This is a genomic window from Bradyrhizobium sp. UFLA01-814 (assembly GCF_046718885.1).
GTDB classification, from domain to species: domain Bacteria; phylum Pseudomonadota; class Alphaproteobacteria; order Rhizobiales; family Xanthobacteraceae; genus Bradyrhizobium; species Bradyrhizobium elkanii.
Window position 1 is genome coordinate 34,174 of the sequence record NZ_JAQOSR010000044.1, and the last position, 19,595, is coordinate 53,768.

Annotated in this window: 15 protein-coding genes and 1 pseudogene; 1 reads left to right on the forward strand and 15 read right to left on the reverse strand. The window is 66.3% G+C overall.

Annotated elements, in window-relative coordinates:
- Positions 1-50: 50 nt before the first annotated feature.
- From recN to murB, 9 genes and pseudogenes are all read right to left on the reverse strand, one after another.
- The gene (gene recN / locus PMN64_RS15855) at positions 51-1,724 is read right to left on the reverse strand and encodes a DNA repair protein RecN (protein ID WP_411781288.1); all 1,674 of its coding nucleotides are present in this window, start codon (positions 1,722-1,724) and stop codon (positions 51-53) included.
- A gap of 13 nt (positions 1,725-1,737) precedes the next feature.
- Positions 1,738-2,646, reverse strand: a complete 909-nt coding sequence (locus PMN64_RS15860) for an outer membrane protein assembly factor BamD (RefSeq protein WP_028332540.1) — start codon at positions 2,644-2,646, stop codon at positions 1,738-1,740.
- 258 nt (positions 2,647-2,904) lie between these two features.
- A complete protein-coding gene (gene lpxC / locus PMN64_RS15865; RefSeq protein WP_028342176.1) occupies positions 2,905-3,867 on the reverse strand; it encodes a UDP-3-O-acyl-N-acetylglucosamine deacetylase in 963 nt (320 codons plus the stop codon).
- A gap of 350 nt (positions 3,868-4,217) precedes the next feature.
- Positions 4,218-6,008, reverse strand: coding sequence for a cell division protein FtsZ (gene ftsZ, locus PMN64_RS15870; protein WP_411781289.1), 1,791 nt, complete (start codon positions 6,006-6,008; stop codon positions 4,218-4,220).
- Positions 6,009-6,097: 89 nt separating this feature from the next.
- On the reverse strand, positions 6,098-7,414 hold the full coding sequence (ftsA, locus tag PMN64_RS15875; RefSeq protein ID WP_028332543.1) for a cell division protein FtsA: 1,317 nt from the start codon (positions 7,412-7,414) through the stop codon (positions 6,098-6,100).
- A complete protein-coding gene (locus PMN64_RS15880) occupies positions 7,411-8,421 on the reverse strand; it encodes a cell division protein FtsQ/DivIB (RefSeq protein WP_411781291.1) in 1,011 nt (336 codons plus the stop codon). The genes ftsA and PMN64_RS15880 overlap by 4 nt, the downstream gene beginning before the upstream one ends.
- Positions 8,361-8,655 (reverse strand): annotated as a pseudogene (locus PMN64_RS15885) (D-alanine--D-alanine ligase); the annotation flags it as partial. The pseudogene PMN64_RS15885 and the gene PMN64_RS15880, both read right to left, overlap by 61 nt.
- A 98-nt stretch (positions 8,656-8,753) precedes the next feature.
- Positions 8,754-9,740: a D-alanine--D-alanine ligase gene (locus PMN64_RS15890; protein ID WP_411781292.1), complete on the reverse strand. Its 987-nt coding sequence runs from the start codon at positions 9,738-9,740 to the stop codon at positions 8,754-8,756.
- A gap of 108 nt (positions 9,741-9,848) precedes the next feature.
- On the reverse strand, positions 9,849-10,769 hold the full coding sequence (gene murB, locus PMN64_RS15895; protein ID WP_411781294.1) for a UDP-N-acetylmuramate dehydrogenase: 921 nt from the start codon (positions 10,767-10,769) through the stop codon (positions 9,849-9,851).
- A 20-nt stretch (positions 10,770-10,789) separates the two neighbouring features.
- On the opposite strand from murB, the gene PMN64_RS15900 reads away from it, so the two are divergent.
- A complete protein-coding gene (locus PMN64_RS15900; protein ID WP_253609924.1) occupies positions 10,790-11,125 on the forward strand; it encodes a GIY-YIG nuclease family protein in 336 nt (111 codons plus the stop codon).
- 56 nt (positions 11,126-11,181) lie between these two features.
- Here the strand turns inward: PMN64_RS15900 and murC are convergent, their stop codons facing one another.
- The 6 genes from murC to PMN64_RS15930 form a co-directional block, all read right to left on the reverse strand.
- Positions 11,182-12,585: a UDP-N-acetylmuramate--L-alanine ligase gene (gene murC / locus PMN64_RS15905; RefSeq protein WP_411781295.1), complete on the reverse strand. Its 1,404-nt coding sequence runs from the start codon at positions 12,583-12,585 to the stop codon at positions 11,182-11,184.
- Positions 12,586-12,705: 120 nt separating this feature from the next.
- Positions 12,706-13,806, reverse strand: a complete 1,101-nt coding sequence (gene murG, locus PMN64_RS15910; RefSeq protein WP_411781296.1) for an undecaprenyldiphospho-muramoylpentapeptide beta-N-acetylglucosaminyltransferase — start codon at positions 13,804-13,806, stop codon at positions 12,706-12,708.
- A 112-nt stretch (positions 13,807-13,918) separates the two neighbouring features.
- Positions 13,919-15,070, reverse strand: coding sequence for a putative lipid II flippase FtsW (gene ftsW / locus PMN64_RS15915; protein WP_411781297.1), 1,152 nt, complete (start codon positions 15,068-15,070; stop codon positions 13,919-13,921).
- 340 nt (positions 15,071-15,410) lie between these two features.
- On the reverse strand, positions 15,411-16,811 hold the full coding sequence (murD, locus tag PMN64_RS15920; RefSeq protein ID WP_411781298.1) for a UDP-N-acetylmuramoyl-L-alanine--D-glutamate ligase: 1,401 nt from the start codon (positions 16,809-16,811) through the stop codon (positions 15,411-15,413).
- 109 nt (positions 16,812-16,920) lie between these two features.
- On the reverse strand, positions 16,921-18,027 hold the full coding sequence (mraY, locus tag PMN64_RS15925) for a phospho-N-acetylmuramoyl-pentapeptide-transferase (RefSeq protein WP_016846578.1): 1,107 nt from the start codon (positions 18,025-18,027) through the stop codon (positions 16,921-16,923).
- Positions 18,028-18,037: 10 nt separating this feature from the next.
- The gene (locus tag PMN64_RS15930; RefSeq protein WP_411781300.1) at positions 18,038-19,471 is read right to left on the reverse strand and encodes a UDP-N-acetylmuramoylalanyl-D-glutamyl-2,6-diaminopimelate--D-alanyl-D-alanine ligase; all 1,434 of its coding nucleotides are present in this window, start codon (positions 19,469-19,471) and stop codon (positions 18,038-18,040) included.
- Positions 19,472-19,595: the final 124 nt, after the last annotated feature.

The following is a 19,595-nucleotide window of genomic DNA, read 5'->3' on the forward strand; positions in this document are numbered from 1 at the left end:
GATTCCGGGTTCGATGCTTCGCATCGCCCCGGAATGACGAGGGGGAGAGATTACGCTGTCGCCGCCCTGAGCAGCCGTTCCGCGGCCGCCCTCGCCTCCGCGGTGATCTCGGCGCCGGCCAGCATGCGCGCGATCTCTTCGCGGCGGTGGTCGGCGGCGAGCGCGTTGACGCGGGTGGCAACCCGCTTGCCCTTGTCGAGCGCGTCCTTGGAGATCAGAAGATGTTGGCTCGCCCGGGCGGCGACCTGCGGCGCGTGCGTCACTGCCATCACCTGCACCTTGCCGGCAAGGCGCGCCAGCCGCGAGCCGATCGCATCGGCCACCGCGCCGCCGACACCGGTGTCGATTTCGTCGAACACCAAAGTCGGCGCCGAGCCGCGATCGGCCAGCACGACCTTCAGCGCCAGCAGGAAGCGCGACAGCTCGCCGCCGGAGGCGACCTTCATCATCGGCCCCGGCTTGGTGCCCGGATTGGTCTGCACCCAGAACTCGACGCGGTCGATGCCTTGCGGCCCCGGCGCGGCCGCGCTGCTCTCGACCTGGGTCATGAACTTCGCGCGCTCGAGCTTGAGCGGCGCAAGCTCGGCGTTGACGGCCTTGTTGAGCTTCTCGGCGGCCTTGGTGCGCGCCGCCGACAGTTTGGCGGCAGCCGCCGCATAGCGCTTGTCGGCCTCACCGGCGGCCGCTTCCAGCTTCTTCAGCTGGTCGGCGCCGGCATCGATCAGCGCGACGTCGCCGGCATATTGCGCCGCCAGCGCGGCCAGCAGATCGACCGGCGTTGAATATTTACGCGAGGCGGCACGCAGCGCGAACAGCCGCTCCTCGATGCGCTCCAGCTCGGCCGGATCGAAATCGGTCGCCGCCAGCGCGGCGTTGAGATGCTGGTCGGCCTCTTCCAGCGCGTTGATCGCAATGTCGATCGCCTTGACCGCGGGCTCGATCAGCGCAGGCGCATTGGCGGCGCGCCGCTCCAGCCGCCGTACCGCAGCCGACAGCGACGCCACCGGCGAATGCGAGCCGCCGATCGCCTCCTGCGCCTCGCGCAGATCGGTTGCGATCTTCTCGCCCTGCATCATGGTAGTGCGGCGACCCGCGAGCTCGGTCTCCTCGCCTTCCTTCGGCGCCAGCGTCTTCAGCTCCTGCGAGGCATGGCGCAGATAGTCCGCCTCGCGCGCGGCGCGCTCCATGCCGGCGCGATGCTCGTCGAGATCAGCATTGGCGGTCCGCCTGATGTCCCACAGCGCTTCCAGCGCCGCGACGTCCTTCTCGTGGCCGGCGAAGGCATCGAGCAGCTGGCGATGGGTGGAGGCGTCGACCAGCGCGCGCTCGTCATGTTGGCCGTGGATCTCGACCAGCGCGGCGCCGACCGCCTTCAGGGTCTGCACGCTGATCGCCTGATCGTTGATGAAGGCGCGGGTGCGGCCGTCGGCGAGCTGCACGCGGCGCAGGATCATCTCACCGGTGTCGTCGAGGCCGTTCTCGGCCAGGATCCCGGCCGCCGGATGCCCCTTCGGGACATCGAACATGGCGGTGACCTGCCCCTGTTCGGCGCCGTGGCGCACCAGTCCGGCATCGCCGCGGCCGCCGAGCGCCAGCGCAAAGGCATCGAGCAGGATGGATTTGCCTGCGCCGGTTTCGCCGGTCAGCACCGCGAGGCCACGGGAAAATTCGATATCGAGCCGTTCGATCAGGACGATGTCACGGATCGACAGACGCGCCAGCATGCGAGGACAATTCCTAGCCGAGACCTATCTTCTTGAAGGTCCTGCTGATCCAGGAACCCTGATTCTCGCTCGGCTCGAGACCGCCGGACTTTACTAGATTATATGCGTCCTTGTACCAGCGGCTGTCTGGAAAATTGTGGCCCAGCACCGCGGCCGCGGTCTGCGCCTCGCCGGCGATGCCGATCGCCATGTAGGCCTCGGTGAGGCGGTAGAGCGCCTCCTCGACGTGGCGCGTGGTCTGGTATTGCGTGACCACGGTCTTGAAGCGGTTGATCGCGGCGGTGAAGTCGCGCTTGCCCATGTAATAGCGCCCGACCGCCATTTCCTTGCCGGCGAGCTGGTCGCGCGCAGCCTGGATCTTGGACTTGGCCTGGGTGGCGTATTCCGAGGTCGGATATTTGCGGACCACCTCTTCGAGCGCCGCGATCGCCTTCTCGGTGCGGCTCTGGTCGCGCGAGATGTCCGGGATCTGGTCGAAATGCGATGCCGCGATCAGGTACTGGGCGTAGGACGCATCCGGGCTGCCGGGATGCAGCGTGACGTAGCGGGTGGCCGAGCCGATGCAGCTGTCGTAATCGCCCGCCTGGTAGAACGAATAGGCCGACATCAAGAGCGACTTGCGCGCCCAGTCGGAATAGGGATGCTGACGGTCGACTTCCTCGAACTTCTTCGAGGCGGCCTTCAGGTCCTTCTTCTCGTTCATCATGTACAAGCCCTCATTGTAGAGCTTGTCCGCGGGCTCATCGACGAACGTGTCGTCCTTGGCCATGAACTTGTCCCACAGCGCGCCGGTGCCGCAGCCGCTGAGCGGCATGGCCAGCACAATCAGGCCCGCCGCAAAACGCAGCGTGCGCGCGGCCTTGGTCAGGCCGGAGACGTCAGAAGAATTGCGTGATTCGAGCGCCATACGCATTGCCGACATGAATTGTAAAACCTGACGCCTTTGATGCGGTTAACGGCAACCCCACTCCACCCATGAACCGCGGTCATGGATGCAATATTTCCAGTGCCATTGGCTCCGTCACTCGCAACCGCAGGCCTGCTTAGCCGAAAAATGACCGTGGACCAACCGAATACGGAGCCATTCCGCCGGGAATAAGGCGACCCGACGAAGCTCACAGCCTACTGTGGTTATTACGGAAATTGGACCCGACCGGCCAGGCGATCAGGACTTGGGCGATCAGGACACGTCCGGGCCGTAGGCCGGGGCGACGAGGCCGCCCACGGTGCCTGCACCGGCTTCGACATGGCCACGGAGCGGCCGCCGAGCGGTGTCCGATTCGACCACCCGCCAGGCGCTGCGGTCGGCGAGCAGCGCCTTCAGCACCGCGTTGTTGAGCTTGTGGCCGCCCCGTACCGAACGGTAGCTGCCGAGCAACGGCAGGCCGGCCAGCGCCAGGTCGCCGATCACGTCGAGCACCTTGTGGCGGGCGCATTCGTCGGCATAGCGCAGGCCCTCGGCGTTGAGGAGACGGGCCTCGTCGAACACCACGGTGTTGTCGAAGGACGCGCCGAGCGCGAAGCCTGCGCCCCACAGCCGCGCCACGTCGCTCATGCAGCCGAACGTGCGGGCCCGTGCGACCTCGCGGCGGAAACCTTCCGGCGACAGATCGAAGGTGAAGGTCTGGCGGCCAATCACCTGGTTGGTGAAATCGATCTCGACTTCAGTGCGGAACCCACCGGCGAACGGACGCAGCTCGCCAACCGATTCGCCGATCTTGACTTGCACCGGCTTCAAAACCTGGATGAAGCGGCGGACGCCGGGCTGGGTCACAATGCCGGCCTGATCGATGGCCGCGACGAACGCCGCAGCGCTGCCGTCCATGATCGGAACTTCGGCGCCATCGACTTCGATGGTGGCGTTGTCGACGCCCATGCCGCGCAGCGCCGCGAGCACGTGCTCGGCGGTGGAAACCAGCGGCCCTTCGCGGTCACCCAGCACCGTCGCGAACTCGGTCGCGATCACCGCATCGGCGGTGGCCACGACTTCGCGGTCGGAACCGTCGAGACCGGTGCGGACAAAAATAAAACCCGCATCAACAGGTGCAGGTCCCAAGGTGAGACTGACAGGAAGACCGGAATGAACGCCTACGCCAGTCACGGTGGCTTGCGACCGAAGCGTGGTTTGACGGCTGAACTTCATTCGATAATGCCCACTACCCGACTTCACTCAATTCAAGTGGCCAAATTTCCCCAAGGCCGACTCGCTTGAGCTCCCCAAGTCACGGCAGACCATAGTCACAGCCCTAAACCGCGCCAACTCACGCTTCTTTACCGATTGTTACCCCATCTCCGCCGCATTCACGCCCAAGGTTAACCAAATTGCGGCAGCGAAAACGGCCCTCGGCGACGCGCCATCTGACCACCGAAAGAATAATTAATCATTTAAAATCAGTTGCTTGTTTATCCGGCGCAATCGCTTACCCGCGCCAAGGAAAAGGCCCCGGCGGTTCCCCGCCGAGGCCTTCTTCGTCGCCAAGCTTGTAACAAACTTCAGTTCGCCTGCCGGCGCAGGAAGGCCGGGATATCAAGATGGTCGTCGCCCTGTGGCGCCGGGGCAACAGGTGCCTGGCGGCCATGAGCGTCCAGACCCTGCGGCGCAGGGCGCTTTGCATATTCGGATACCGGCGATTCGTTCGCCGAGATCTGCTGGGCGACGCTGCGGGCCGGCTTGCGCTCGGGCAGCGGCGGCATCGTCGGCATGGCCGGACCGGAGGCGCGGGCCGCGATCGGCGGCTCGGTCTCCTCGTCGCGGCGGCCGAGGCCGACATTGGCCAGCCGCTGCAGCAGCGACAGCCGGGTCTTCTGCGGGTGCTCCACCTCGCCGTCACCGCTGGCCTGCCGGATTTCGGCCTGCGCCGGCATCGGCAGATCCTCGAACTTCGGCATCCGCGGAGCACGGACCGGCGACCGTTCCGCCGCCTGCGGGATGAAGGTCTCGGGCGGCATCGGCTCATGCTGTTCGGCCCGGGCGGCCTCGTGGTCCGGGAACAGCGAGGGCTTCTGGGCAATCGGCCGCACGGTGACGTCACCGTAAGAGGCCGGCTGCATCGGCGCCTGTGCCGGCGCGCTGTCGGGAGCAACCGCGGCGGCTATCGCCGCGAGCGCGGCGCGCTCGACGGCCGGACGTCCCTGGGGCACGGCGGGCGGAGCCGCGATCGGCGCGACCGTCACGCCGGTCGACGGTTCCAGCTTCTGGGCACGCTCGGCCATGCGCTGATTGTCGGCACGCAGGCGGGCGGTCAGATCGGCCAGCCGGCTCTCCGGCGAACCACCCGACTGCTGCGCGGCGGGAGCCTGGGCGCGGGAGGCAATGGCCGCCTGCTCGATACCGGTCGCGACCACCGAGACGCGAATGACGCCATCGAGCGATTCGTCGAAGGTGGCGCCGACGATGATGTTGGCGTCGGCGTCGACCTCTTCGCGAATGCGGGTGGCGGCTTCGTCGACCTCGAACAGGGTCAGGTCCTTGCCGCCCGTGATCGAGATCAGGAGGCCGCGGGCGCCCTTCATCGAGCTGTCGTCGATCAGCGGGTTGGCGATCGCGGCTTCCGCGGCGGTCAACGCGCGCTTCTCGCCGGTGGCTTCGCCGGTGCCCATCATCGCCTTGCCCATTTCACGCATCACGGCGCGGACGTCGGCGAAGTCGAGGTTGATCAGGCCTTCCTTGACCATCAGGTCGGTGATGCAGGCGACGCCCGAGTACAGCACCTGGTCGGCCATCGCGAAGGCGTCGGCGAAGGTGGTCTTCTCGTTGGCGACCCGGAACAGGTTCTGGTTCGGGATGATCAGCAGCGTGTCGACCACCTTGTGCAGCTCGGCGATGCCGTGCTCGGCGGTGCGCATGCGGCGCTGACCCTCGAAGTGGAACGGCTTGGTCACCACGCCGACGGTGAGGATTCCCATCTCGCGAGCGGCCTTGGCGATCACGGGTGCAGCACCGGTGCCGGTGCCGCCGCCCATGCCGGCGGTGACGAACACCATGTTGGCGCCGGTGAGGTGATCGCGCAGCTCGTCCATGACCTCCTGCGCGGCCGCAGCGCCGACGTCGGGCTGCGAACCGGCGCCGAGGCCCTGGGTGACCTGGGTGCCCATCTGCACGATGCGCTGCGCCTTCGACATGGTCAGCGCCTGCGCGTCGGTGTTGGCGACGACGAAGTCGACGCCCTGCAACCCGGCGGTGATCATGTTGTTGACGGCATTACCACCCGCGCCGCCGACGCCGAAGACGGTGATCCGCGGTTTCAGCTCGCTGATGTCAGGGGGTGTCAGATTGAGTGCCATGGTTGCCTCTCTCGATTATGCGCGCGTTGGTTCGTCCCGGCCGCTGGCCGCCGGAGCTGGTGAAAATGCTGTGAGCCGGGGTGCGGTCATCAGAAGCCCTCGCGAAGCCATCGTCCGACCTTTCCGAAGTAACCGTCTGTCCCTGTCCTGAGCTGCCGCGTGCGCCGCGGTTCGACATGTTCAAGATGTGCGTATTGCGGATAGACCAGGAGGCCCGTGGGCACCGAGAACGAGGCGCCCTTCGCCTCGTTCGGCAGCCGGCCGAAGCCGAGCGGACGGCCGATGCGGACCTGACGATTCAGGATGCGGGTGGCAAGCTCGACGGTGCCGGTGAGCTGCGAGGCGCCGCCGCTCAACACCACGCGCGCCCTCGGCTCTGCCGCAAAGGGGGAATCCGCGAGCCGGTCACGGACCATTTCGAAAATCTCCTCGGCGCGATGCCGGACAATGTTCGCAATCGTGGCGCGGGACACGATTTGCGGTGTCTCCCGATCATCGCCTGCGGTGGGAACGGACATCAGCTCGCGCGAGTCCGAACCGCCGGTCAGCACCGTGCCGTATAAGGTCTTGATTCGCTCGGCATCCGCAATGCACGCGCCGATGCCGCGCGCAAGATCCATCGTGATGTGTTGCCCGCCGAGCGCAAATCCGGATGCGTGCACGAGACGTCCGCCGGAGTATGTCGCGATCGTGGTCGATCCCGCGCCCATCTCGACGACGGCAGCGCCGAGATCGGCCTCGTCATCGGTCAGCACCGAGAGACCCGCGACATAGGGGCTCGACGCCATGGCTTCGACGTTGAGATGGCAGCGCTCGACCACCAGCATCAGGTTCTTGGCGACCGTCGCGTCCGACGTCACCACATTCATGTCGACGCCGAACTGGCGCGCCACCATGCCTCTGGGATCGCGGATGCCCTTGACGCCGTCGAGTGCGTAGCCGACCGGCAGCGCGTGCAGCACGGTGCGGCCCGCGCCGGCGGCGTGGCGCATGCCGGCCGACGTGACGCGGCTGATATCGTCCGAGGTCACCGAGCCGCCGCGGATATCGGCCGCGGCTTCGACCAGCTGGCCATGCTGCCGGCCGCCGGAGACCGACAGCAGAACGGATTCGACACGGACCTTGGCCATGCGTTCGGCCAGCGCCACCGCGTGGCGCACCGCCTTCTCGCATTCGGCGAGATCGACGACGGAGCCGGCCTTGACGCCGCGCGACTGGATCTGGCTATAGCCGATCAATTCGACCGCATGGGTGCGTCCGCGCAGCGCCTCGTTCGGCGGCGACGGCCTGAGCCGCGCGATCATGCAGGCGATCTTGCTGGAGCCGACATCGAGCGAAGCCACCATCGCGGTGCGCTTCTGCATCGGGCGGGTCTTCGGGGTCAAATTGCGATCGAGGCCGGTCATGCGGAGTCACCGGCCTTCTTCTTGGACTTCTTGTCCTTGAACAGTTCGTCGCGCGCCTTGCCGGCGTCCTCGGACAATTGCACGATCAACCGATCGGGCAGGCGCATGTCGACGGCGACAATGTCGCGCGAGAACAGCTTCTCATCCTTGTCGAGCCTGGAGAGCGCAGCGAGCGCGTTGCCGATGTCGTTCTCCGGCAGGCGGACGTCGAGACCGTCCTTGAGGCGCAGGTTCCAGCGCCGCTCGCCGACGAAGATCGCGGCCTTGGTCACCGAGCGCACCTGCGGGTAACGGTCGAGCAGCGCCAGGAAGTCGTGGGCTCTGACGTCGGCGCCCTTGCCGACAACGAGCGGCAGATTGAGGAAGCGGCGCGAGACGTAGGGCTCGAGCACCGCGCCGTCGGAGGCGATCACCGACAGGCGGCCGTTCTGCTGCCACAGCGCGAAGGCAGTGCGCTCGACGATGTCGATCTGCAGCCGGCCGGGATAGAGCTTGAGGATCGTGGCATCCGCGATCCAGGGATTGGCCTTCAGCTTGGCGCGCACGGTGTCGGCGTCGAGGAACAGCAGCGAGGAGCGGCCATTGACGCCACCGATCGCGAGCACCTCGTCCTGGCTCAGCTGCTTGCGGCCGTTGATGCCGACGGTGGTGATGCGGAAGCCGGCGGTGTTGGCGAGCGCGTTGCGGGCGTCGCTGAGCGCGGTGGTGAATTCCTCGACATGGCCGCCTTTGACGATGCCAAGGCCCAGGCTGCCGAACAGGATCGCGAGCGTCGCGACCAGCCCGATGCGGCGCGGCAGATAGCGTTCGACCATCAGGATGTAGCGGTTCGGCGGCTCGCGATCGATGATGACTTGCGGCCGCTTGGCGGGGCGCCGGCGACGACGTGCGAGATGGGCGCCGACATACTCGCACAGCAGCACCGCCGCTCCAATAGCGGCTGCTCTCAGGTCAGCTTGAGGCCCCAGCGATCGCAGCGATCGGGTGAGGCGTCCTGCACCATCCATTGCACGAGCTCGTCACATGTTGTGCCCGCAAACCCCGCGGGTCCCGGCACAAATCACGTCTCGGCTAGACCGGTGGGATTAGAGTGGCCCCCTGTTCCCTCGTTGCGATCCTCGAAGCGGTAATCCGCGACAGCTCACGCCCCGGCAGCCAAGCGCTACATGCGCCGCCAGCGTTAACCTTCGGGCTTCCTGGTAAACAAACGGTAAACGACTTCGGCCTGGAGCGTGTTTTGATCAACGCTCTGAGTACTTTGCCGCGAACTCGTTAGCATTTTAGCAACAGCCGCCGGGTTCCGTCCGGCTGACCTGGCGGGTTCCCGCCCGGCCGGGCATTAACTTCGGACGCGGCGGCGGGCCAGCTCGATCTGGTCGGTAAGGAAGTCGGCAAAGGCGATGCCCTGTGCTTTCAAGGCCTTAGGGTACAGTGATGCCGCGGTGAGCCCCGGCAGGGTGTTGGTCTCGAGGTAGACCGGGCCATTGGCCGAGACGATGAAATCGCTGCGCGAGTAGCCGGTGCATGACAACGCGCGGTGCGCCCGCAGCGCATGGTCCCTGATCGCGGCGCTGACCTCGGGCGCGAAACGGCCGGGACAGATCTCCTGGGTCGACTTCAGCAGGTATTTGGCCGTGTAGTCGAAGGTTCCCTCCCCCGGCACGATCTCGATCGGCGGCAGCGCGAACACGGAGCCGTCGGACTGCTCGAGCACGCCGCAGGTCGCCTCCACGCCCGACACGAACGGCTCGATCAGATACTCTTCATGCTTTGCGGCATTGCGGACCGCGACGAGGTCCTGCTGCGCGTTGACGAAGATCAGCCCGTAGCTCGATCCGTCCTTGGCGGGTTTTGCAATCAGCCTGCCGTGTTTCGCGAAGGCGTCATCGATCTGTTCGACATTGATGCCCTGCGGCGCGTTGAGGCCTGCGATCGCGGCGAAGCGCTTTGCCGACGGCTTGTCGAACGCCAGATGCGACGACGCCGAGCCGGAGCCGGTGAACGCGACGCCGCGCAGCTCGCACATCGCCTGCAACTCGCCATTCTCGGCGCGGCCGCCGTGCAGGCCGAACACCAGCACCCGCTGCTCGGCGCTCGCCTTGTCGAGCGCCTGGTCGAGCGCGATGCCGCGACCGTCGGGTTTGAAGTCGACCTCGAACGGCCGCGTATGGCCGAGCAGTTTTTCCGACGTCACCGCATGCACGGTGTCGTCGACATCCCAGAACCAGAGGTCCGCGTCGGGCAGCGCGCGGTGCAGCGCCTGCGTGCTCGCCACCGAGACCAGCCGCTCCTTGTTGGTGCCGCCGAACAGAATGGTCACCTGCATCTTCTTTGCCTGTCTTCGCTACTTCCGTCATTCCGGGATGGTCCGAAGGACCAGACCCGGAATCTCGAGATTCCGGGTTCGATGCTGCGCATCGCCCCGGAATGACGACTACGATGAATTTCCGATCCGCTTGATTTCCCAGTGTAGCTCAATTCCGCTGCTCTGCTTGACCCGTTCGCGCACCGTCTCGCCGAGCGTCTCGATGTCGTGCCCGGTGGCGTTGCCGGTGTTGATCAGGAAATTGCAGTGCATCTCCGACACCTGCGCGCCGCCGACCTTGAGGCCGCGGCAGCCGGCGGCATCGATCAGCTTCCAGGCGCTGTTGCCGGGCGGATTCTTGAAGGTCGAGCCGCCGGTCTTCTCGCGGATCGGCTGCGCGGTCTCGCGATGGGTCTGCACCTCGTTCATGCGGGCGCGGATCACCTCAGTATCGGTGATCCTGCCGCGGAAGCGCGCCGAGGTGAACACGATGGACGGATCGACGCCGCTGTTGCGATAGACGAACTTCATGTCGGCATTACCGAACGTATGCTTCGTTCCGTCGCGGCCGATGCCGGTGGCCTCGATCAGCACGTCCTTGGTCTCGCCGCCATTGGCGCCGGCATTCATGCGCAGCGCGCCGCCGACCGTGCCGGGAATGCCGAAGAAGAATTCCATGCCGCCGATGTCAGCCGCCGCAGCCGTCTCGGCGACGCGCTTGTCGAGCGCCGCAGCGCCGGCGGTGACGACATCGCCGGCCGCGCTGGTCTCTCCGAAGGCGCGCGGCGCGAGCCGGATCACGACGCCGGGCATGCCGCCATCGCGCACGATCAGATTGGAGCCGACGCCGACGACATAGACCGGCAGCTCCGGCGGCAGGCGCGTCAGGAAATAGGCGAGGTCATCTTCATCTGCCGGCGTGAACAACACCTGCGCCGGCCCGCCGACGCGAAACCAGGTCAGCTCCGCCAGCGACTGGTTCGCCAGCAGCCGCCCGCGCAGCTCCGGCATCGCGGCTTTCAGGTCGGGCGTGATGTCGGGGAAGGTCATGGGTAACCTCTCCATCCGTCATGGCCGGGCTTGTCCCGGCCATCCACGTCTTGCAGTATCTCCACATGGCAGGGGGATACGTTTATTTTCTGACCAACCGTCCGAACGGCGTGCTCTACGTCGGGGTAACGAGCGATCTCGTCCGCCGGATATTCGAGCACCGTTCCGGCTTCGTCGATGGCTTCACCAAGCGATACGGACTGAAGCGACTCGTCTACTTTGAGCACTTTGACGACATCCGTACAGCCATCCAGCGCGAACACACCATCAAGCATTGGCCGCGCGCTTGGAAGATCCGCAAGATCATCGCAGCGAACCCGAACTGGGACGACCTGTACGACACGATAGTGCAGTGAAGACGTGGATGGCCGGGACAAGCCCGGCCATGACGAGGATGGATACGAGGCCATCATCACCCCAACGCCTTCAATTCGCCGGGCAGCGCGTAGGCCCATTGCGTGATGTTGCCGGCGCCGAGGCAAACGACGAGGTCGCCGGGCTTGGCAAGACCGTGCACGATCTTCGCGAGCTCGCCCGCGTTCGGCAGCGGGACAACGTTGCGATGGCCGTGGGCGCGCAGGCCGGCCGCGAAATGGTCGCGGTCGATGCCGGCGATCGGCGCCTCGCCGGCCGGATAGACCTCGGCGACCACGACCGCATCGGCATCGTTGAAGCAGGTGCAGAATTCCTCGAACAGCGATTGCAGGCGGGTGAAGCGATGCGGCTGCACCACGGCGACGATCTTGCCGTTGACGGATTCCCGCGCCGCCTTCAAGACAGCCGCGATCTCGACCGGGTGATGACCGTAATCGTCGATCACGGTGATGCCGTTGGTCTCGCCAGTTTTGGTGAAGCGCCGCTTGACGCCGCCGAAGCCGGACATGGCCTGGCGGATGACGTCGTCGGAAACGCCGAGCTCGTGCGCGACCGCGATCGCCGCCGTCGCATTCGATGCGTTGTGGCGCCCCGGCATCGGCAGCATGATATCGGCGATCTCATGGACCGCGCCGGACTTGCGATCGCGGATCGCGACCGAGAATTTCGAGCCGCCGCCCATCGGCGTCAGATCCTTGAGCTGCGCATCGGCCTGCGGATTCTGGCCGTAAGTGATGATGCGGCGGTCTTCGATCTTGCCGACGAGAGTTTGCACCACGGGGTGATCGGTGCACATCACGGCAAAGCCGTAGAACGGGACATTTTCGACGAAATTGCGGAACGCGTCCTGGATCGCCTCGAAGGTCTTGAAGTGATCGAGATGCTCGGGGTCGATATTGGTGACGATGACGACATCGGACGGCAGCTTCAGGAAGGTGCCGTCGCTCTCGTCCGCTTCGACCACCATCCAGTCGCCGGCCCCGAGCCGCGCGTTGGAGCCATAGGCATTGATGATGCCGCCATTGATCACGGTCGGATCGAGCCCGCCGGCATCGAGCAGGGTCGCCACCATCGTCGTCGTGGTGGTCTTGCCATGGGTGCCGGCGATCGCGACGCAGCTCTTCAGCCGCATCAGTTCCGCCAGCATCTCGGCGCGCCGCACCACCGGAATGCGCCGTGCGCGCGCCGCCATCAGTTCGGGATTGTCGCGCTTGATCGCAGTCGAGACCACGACGACATCGGCGCCGTCGACATTCTCGGCGGTGTGGCCGACCGAGACCTTGGCGCCCTTCTTGCGCAAGCGGTCGAGGTTGTAGTTGTCCGAAGCATCGGAACCCTGCACGGTGTAGCCGAGATTGATCAGCACCTCGGCGATGCCGCTCATGCCGATGCCGCCGATCCCGACGAAGTGAATGGGTCCGATCTCGCGCGGCAGTCTCATTTTGCTAACACCTTCATCGTGTCCGGACTCACCCCGGCACTTCTTCGACTTATGAAAGACTGATATGGCCGGGACAAGCCCGGCCATGGCGTCCCACGGCCGAAATTCCTCGAAAGCGGCCTAAATTCCGGCCACTTTCGCAACCAGATCGGCAAGCCGCTCGGCGGCATCGAGCCGGCCGACGCCGCGCGCCGACGCCGCCATCGCGGTCAGTTTCGCAGGCTCGGCGGCGAAGGCCGAAATTTCAGCGGCCAGCCGCTCCGGCGTGAAGTCGCTCTGCGCGATGCGCAGCGCGCCGCTCGCCTGCGACAGCACGCCGGCATTGGCAAACTGGTCCTGATCGATCGCGCCCGGCAGCGGCACCAGGATCGAGGGCCGGCCGATCGCGGCGAGCTCGGCGACCGTGCCGGCGCCGGAACGCGAGATCACGAGCTGGCTCGAGGCGAGGCGCGCCGGCAGGTCGGCGAAGAACGGCGCGAGCTCGGCGTTGATCTTGAGCCGATCATAGACCTCGCGCACCCGATTCATGTCCTCTTCGCGCACCTGCTGGGTGATGATCAGGCGGCTCCACAGCGCGGGCGCGAGCTGCTCGATCGCCGGCGGCACGATATCGCTCATCACCCGCGCGCCCTGGCTGCCGCCGACGACAAGCAAGCGCAGCGGCGCGTTCGGCTCGGGTGCCGTGTATTTCACCGCAGCCGCGGCGAGGATCGCCGGCCGCATCGGCGTGCCGACGGTGGTCGCCTTGCCCGCGAGCGCGGGATCGCGATCGAGCACGCCGGGCAGCGAGGTCGCGATCGCATTGACGCGGCCGGAGAGGAAACGGTTGGCGCGGCCCAGCACCGCATTGGCGTCGTGGATGATGCCGGGGACGCCGAGCAGCCGCGCCGCCATCAGCGGCGGCAAGGTCGGGTAGCCGCCGAAGCCGACCACGGCCGCGGGCTTCAGCCGGCGCACCAGATTGGCGGCAACCAGCGTGCCGTAGCCGAGCATCAGCACGGTCCGCGCCAGCGAGATCGGGTTGCGGCTGCGCACGGTCGCGCTGGGCACTAGGTCGATGCTCTCCCGGCCGAACAGGCCGGAATAGCGCAGCGCGCGGCCGTCGGTGGCGAGCCGGACCCGCAGGCCACGCCTGATCAATTCCACGGCGAGCGCTTCGGCCGGGAACAGATGGCCGCCGGTGCCACCGGCCGCCAGCAGAATCAGGGGCGCGTTGTCCATGGCCGCCTTCTACATCGTCATTGCGAGCGAAGCGAAGCAATCCATAGCCCCGCAGAACGGAGGGATGGATTGCTTCGTCGCTTCGCTCCTCGCAATGACAACAAGGGTTCACCTACGCGTAGGCGCGCTGAGCGCTGGCGCCTTCCATCGATTCGATCTCGGTGCGCGGCCGCTGCCGCGTCAGCGCCAGCATCATGCCGACGCCATAGGCGAGCGACACGAACGAGGAGCCGCCATAGGAGATGAACGGCAGCGTCATGCCCTTGGCCGGGATCAATTGCAGATTGACCGCCATGTTGATGGTCGCCTGCACGCCGAACAGGATCGCCAGCCCCGAGGCTGCGAAGCGCGAGAACATGTCCTCGGTGGCATAGGCGCGGGTCAGCGTACGGATCACGATGAAACCGAATAGCGCGACCAGCATCAAGCAGAGGATGATGCCGAACTCTTCGGCCGCGACCGCGAACACGAAGTCGGTGTGGCTGTCCGGCAAGCTGCGCTTGGCGATGCCCTCGCCCGGCCCCAGGCCGAACCAGCCGCCATTCCAGAACGCCTCCATCGCGGTGTCGACCTGGAAGGTGTCGCCGGAGGCGGGATTTATGAAGCGCTTGATGCGGCCGGCGACGTGCGGCACCAGGAGATAGGCGCCGAACAGGCCCGCGCCCGCCGCGCCGGCGAGCCCGAACACCCAGATCATCCGCATGCCCGCGATGAAGAACAGCGCCCCCCAGACGGTGAGGATCAGCATGGTCTGACCGAAGTCGGGCTCCATCACCAGCAGCGTGACCAGCGTCAGCAACAGCACCAGCGCCATCGAGGTCGCCGGCATCTCCGGCCGCTTGGTCGATTCCGCAAACAGCCAGGCCGCGACGATGACGAAGGAGGGTTTTGCGGCTTCGGAGGCCTGGATGTTGACGCCGAGCAGCGTGATCCAGCGCCGCGAGCCCTTGACCTCGGGTCCGATCAGCAGCGTCAGCACGATCAGCGCGATCGAGACCGCGAACACGATCAGCGCGGTGCGCCGGATCTGCCGCGGCGTCATGAACGAGACGCCGATCAGCACCATCAGCGACGGCACCAGGAACATGACGTGGCGGTTGAAGAAGTGGAACGGATCGAGCCCGATCCGGGTCGCCACCGGCGGACTCGCGGCCAGCGACAGGATGACGCCGGCCAGCATCAACGCGGCGATCGCGACAAGCAGCAGCTTGTCGACGGTCCACCACCAGTCCGAGAACGGGGTGCGTTGGTCACGGGCGAGCATGGGCGTTCCCAGATGGCAGAGATAACGTCCATTCGTGGCGCAGGATGGTTTCCAAGGGGTTAACGGGATAGGTAACTTTTGAGGGAGGTGGTTGGGCCCATCCCGACGTCGTCCTGGCGAAAGCCAGGACCCATAACCACCGCGCTTGATAATGGACGCTACCGCGGCCCCAGCGTCGCGCAACGATTGAGATTTGGGGTAATGGGTCCTGGCTTTCGCCAGGACGACGATGAGGATAGTTCTCGCGCGATACGACGTACCGTCACTGCGCACTTCATCTCGGTGTCATCGCCCGGCACCGAATGGCGGATTACGCTGCGCCAATCCGCCCTACGTGACGTCACACCACCGGCTTGACGCCGGGCAGGGCCTGGACGATGTCGCGGAAGGCGGTGCCGCGGATTTCGAAATTGCGGTACTGGTCGAACGAGGCGCAGGCCGGCGACAGCAGCACGACGGCCTCCGCGAGCCCGGACGCCTCGGCATCGCGCGCGGCGCTGGCGATCGCGACGTCGAGCGTGCCGGACATGTCGTGCGGGACGCGCTCGCCAAGCGTGCCGGAGAATTCGGCCGCCGCCTCGCCGATCAGATAGGCCTTGCGGATGCGCGGGAAATATTCGGTCAGGCTGGTGATGCCGCCGGCCTTCGGCTTGCCGCCGGCGATCCAATAGATGTCGGCGAACGACGACAGCGCATGCGCGGCCGCATCCGCGTTGGTACCCTTGGAGTCGTTGACGAACAGCACGTTGCCGCGGCGGCCGACCTGCTCCATGCGATGCGCGAGACCCGGGAAGCTGCGCAGGCCGTTCTGCAAAACGTCGGTTGCGATCCCCATCGCCAGCGCGCAGGCCGAGGCGCAGGCGGCGTTCTGCGCATTGTGCAGGCCGCGCAGCGAGCCGATGCCCCCCAGCCGCGCGATCTCGCTGCGCGCCGCGCCAGATGCGCGCACGATGGTCTCGTGCTCGACATAGAGGCCGTCGGGCAGCGGGTTCTTCACCGAGATGCGTACCACGCGCTTGCCGGCGCGATCGAGCCGGTCGGCGATGTTGCGGCACCAGATGTCGTCGACGCCTGTTATCGCGGTGCCGCCGGCCTGCACGCCGGCGACCAGCCGCTCCTTGACCGCGGCGTAATGCTCGAGCGTGCCGTGGCGATCGATGTGATCCTCGCTGATGTTGATCAGGATGCCGACCGACGGATCGAGCGACGGTGCGAGGTCGATCTGGTAGGACGACATCTCGATCACATGGACACGGCCCATCCGCGGCGGCTCCAGCGACAGGATCGCGGTGCCGATATTGCCGCCCATCTGGGTGTCGTAGCCGGCGACATCAATCAGATGGGCGATCAGCGCGGTGGTGGTCGATTTGCCGTTGGTGCCGGTGATGGCGACGAACGGCGCGTTCGGCGCGTGACGGCGGCGCTCGCGGCAGAACAGTTCGACGTCGCCGATCACCTCGCAGCCAGCCTCGCGCGCCTTCAGCACGCTCCAGTGCGGCGCCGGATGGGTCAGCGGCGCGCCCGGGGTCAGGATCAATGCGGCGAAATTCGCCCACGACACGGTGCGCAGATCGGCGGTGGTGAAGCCGGCCTGCGCCGCCTTGACGACGTTGTCGGCATTGTCGTCGGCGGCGATCACCTCGGCGCCGCCGGCCTTCAGCGCGTGGCAGCTCGCGAGCCCGGAGCCGCCGAGCCCGAACACCGCGACCGTCTTGCCGGAGAAGGAGGTGACCGGGATCATGGCGCAACCTCCGTCATTCCGGGGCTCGCGCAGCGAGAACCCGGAATCTCGAGATTCCGGGTTCGTGCTTCGCACGCCCCGGAATGACAGTGGGAGGGCTTCTTCATCATCAGCGCAGCTTCAGCGTCGAGAGGCCGGCGAGCGCCAGCATCACCGAGATGATCCAGAACCGGATCACGATCTGCGGTTCGGTCCAGCCCTTCTGCTCGAAATGATGGTGCAGCGGCGCCATCCGGAACACGCGCTTGCCGGTGAGCTTGAACGAGGTGACCTGGACGATGACCGAGACCGCCTCCAGAACGAACAAGCCGCCGATCACGGCGAGCACGATCTCGTGCTTCACCGCAACCGCCGTCGCGCCAAGCATGCCGCCGAGCGCCAGCGAGCCGGTGTCGCCCATGAAGATCGAGGCCGGCGGCGCGTTGAACCAGAGGAAGCCGAGGCCTGCGCCAAGCACCGCGCCGCACAGCACCGCCAGTTCGCCGGTGCCGGCGACGTAATTGATCTGCAGATAATCCGAGAACACCGCGTTGCCGGTCAGATACGAGATCATGCCGAAGCTGGCGGCGGCGATCATGACCGGCACGATGGCAAGACCGTCGAGGCCGTCGGTCAGGTTCACCGCATTGCCGGCGCCGACCATCACGAAGGCGCCGAAGATCACGAAGAACCAGCCGAAATTGATCACGAGGTCCTTGAAGAACGGAATCACGAGCGACGTCGAGGACACGTCGCGCCCGAGCCGGACCAGCGCGTAGGTGGCGGCGAGCCCGATCGCCGCCTCGATCAGGAGCCGCAGCTTGCCGGCGAAGCCGCTGTGCGACTGCTTTGTGACCTTCAAATAATCGTCATAGAAGCCGACGAAGCCGAAGCCGAGCGTCACCGCCAGCACGATCCAGACGTAGGGATTGAGCGGATTGGCCCATAGCAGCGTCGACACCACGAGCCCGGACAGGATCATCAGACCGCCCATGGTGGGCGTGCCCTTCTTGGAGATCAGATGCGACTGCGGACCATCGGTCCGGATCGGCTGGCCCTTGCCCTGCCGCAACCGCAGATGATCGATGATCCAGGGCCCGAACAGGAACACGAACAGCGCGCCGGTCACCATCGCCCCGCCGGTGCGGAACGTGATGTAGCGGAACACGTTCAGCGCGCTGCGGAATGCCCCAAACCCCGGAACGGTGTTGGACAGTTCGATCAACCAGTAGAACATTCGAGGAGTCCTATACCGCTTCTTCGTGCGCGGCCTTGTCGGGGAAGCGTTTTTCCAGCGCGCTGACAATGAGCTTCATCTTCGATCCCAGCGAGCCCTTCACCATGATCACGTCACCGGCACGGACCGCGGCGACCGCCTGCGCTTCGAGCGCCGCCGAGCTCTCGGCATAGCCTCCCCGCTTGCCGGTGGAAAGGGCATCCCACAGATTCCGCATCAGCGGACCACAACAATATACGAGGTCGATGCGGTTGGCGGTCACGGCCTCGTTGAGGCCGCGGTGCAATTCGGGCCCGGTCGGCCCGAGTTCGAGCATGTCGCCGAGCACGGCGATGCGCCGGCCATGCGGCCCGGTCTGGGCCTGGCCGAGTACGTTGAGCGCGGCTCCCATCGAGGCCGGGTTGGCGTTGTAGCTCTCGTCGATCAGCATCGCCTCGCCATGGCCGACCTCGAGGGTGCGGCGGAAGCCGCGGCCGGTCGGCGCCTCGAGCTGCGACAGCGACAACGCCGCGCGCGCGATATCGGCGCCGAGCAGCGAAGCACCGGCGAGCACCGCGAGCGAGTTCATCGCCATGTGCCGGCCGGGCATGCCGATCTTGTAGGTGATGTCGTGATCCAGAATATCCGCATGCACCGCCGAGCAAGTCGCGTGCAGCGACAGGTCGAGCAGCCGCGCCTCGGCGCGCTTGTCGGTGCCGAACGAGACGATGCGCGAGATGCCGGCCTGCTTGGCCTGCTTCTGCAGCCGCGCGAATTGTCCGTTGTCGCGGTTGAGCACGACGGCGCCATCGGGCTCGAGCCCTGCGAAGATCTCCGCCTTGGCGTCGGCGATCGCCTCGATGCCGGCGAAGAATTCCAGATGCACCGGCTCGATCGTGGTGATGATTGCGACGTGCGGGCGCACCATCTTCACCAGCGGCGTGATCTCGCCGGCATGGTTCATGCCGATCTCGAACACCGCAAAGCGCGTGCTGGCCGGGCAGCGCGCCAGCGACAGCGGCACGCCCCAGTGATTGTTGAACGACGCCACCGACGCATGGGTCTCGCCCTGCGCCGACAGCACGCGGCGCAGCGCCTCTTTCGTCGAGGTCTTGCCGACCGAGCCGGTCACCGCGATGATCCGCGCGTTGAGCCGCGCGCGCGAGGCATGGGCGAGCTCGACGAGAGCGGCGAGCACGTCGTCGACCACCAGCAGCGGCGCATCAGTGGGAAACTTTGCCCGTTGCGCGGTCTCGACCACCGCGAGCCCGGCGCCGGCCTTCAGCGCCGCCTCGACAAAGGCATGGCCGTCATGGACGTCGCCCTTGATCGCGAAATACGCCTCGCCCTTTGCGATGCTGCGGCTGTCGATCGAGAGACCGCTGACGCCGTCCGGCAGCGTGCCTTGCGTGGCGGCGCGCATCGCCGTCGCCATCGCATCCGAGGTCCACAACATCGTGCTCATGCGCCCTCCGCAGCCCTGTCTCTTATACACATCTCCGAGCCCACGAGACTTAGGATATCATCGCGTATGCCGTCTTCTGCTTGACAAGGGGGGGGGGGGGGGGGGGGGGGGGGGGGGGGGGGGG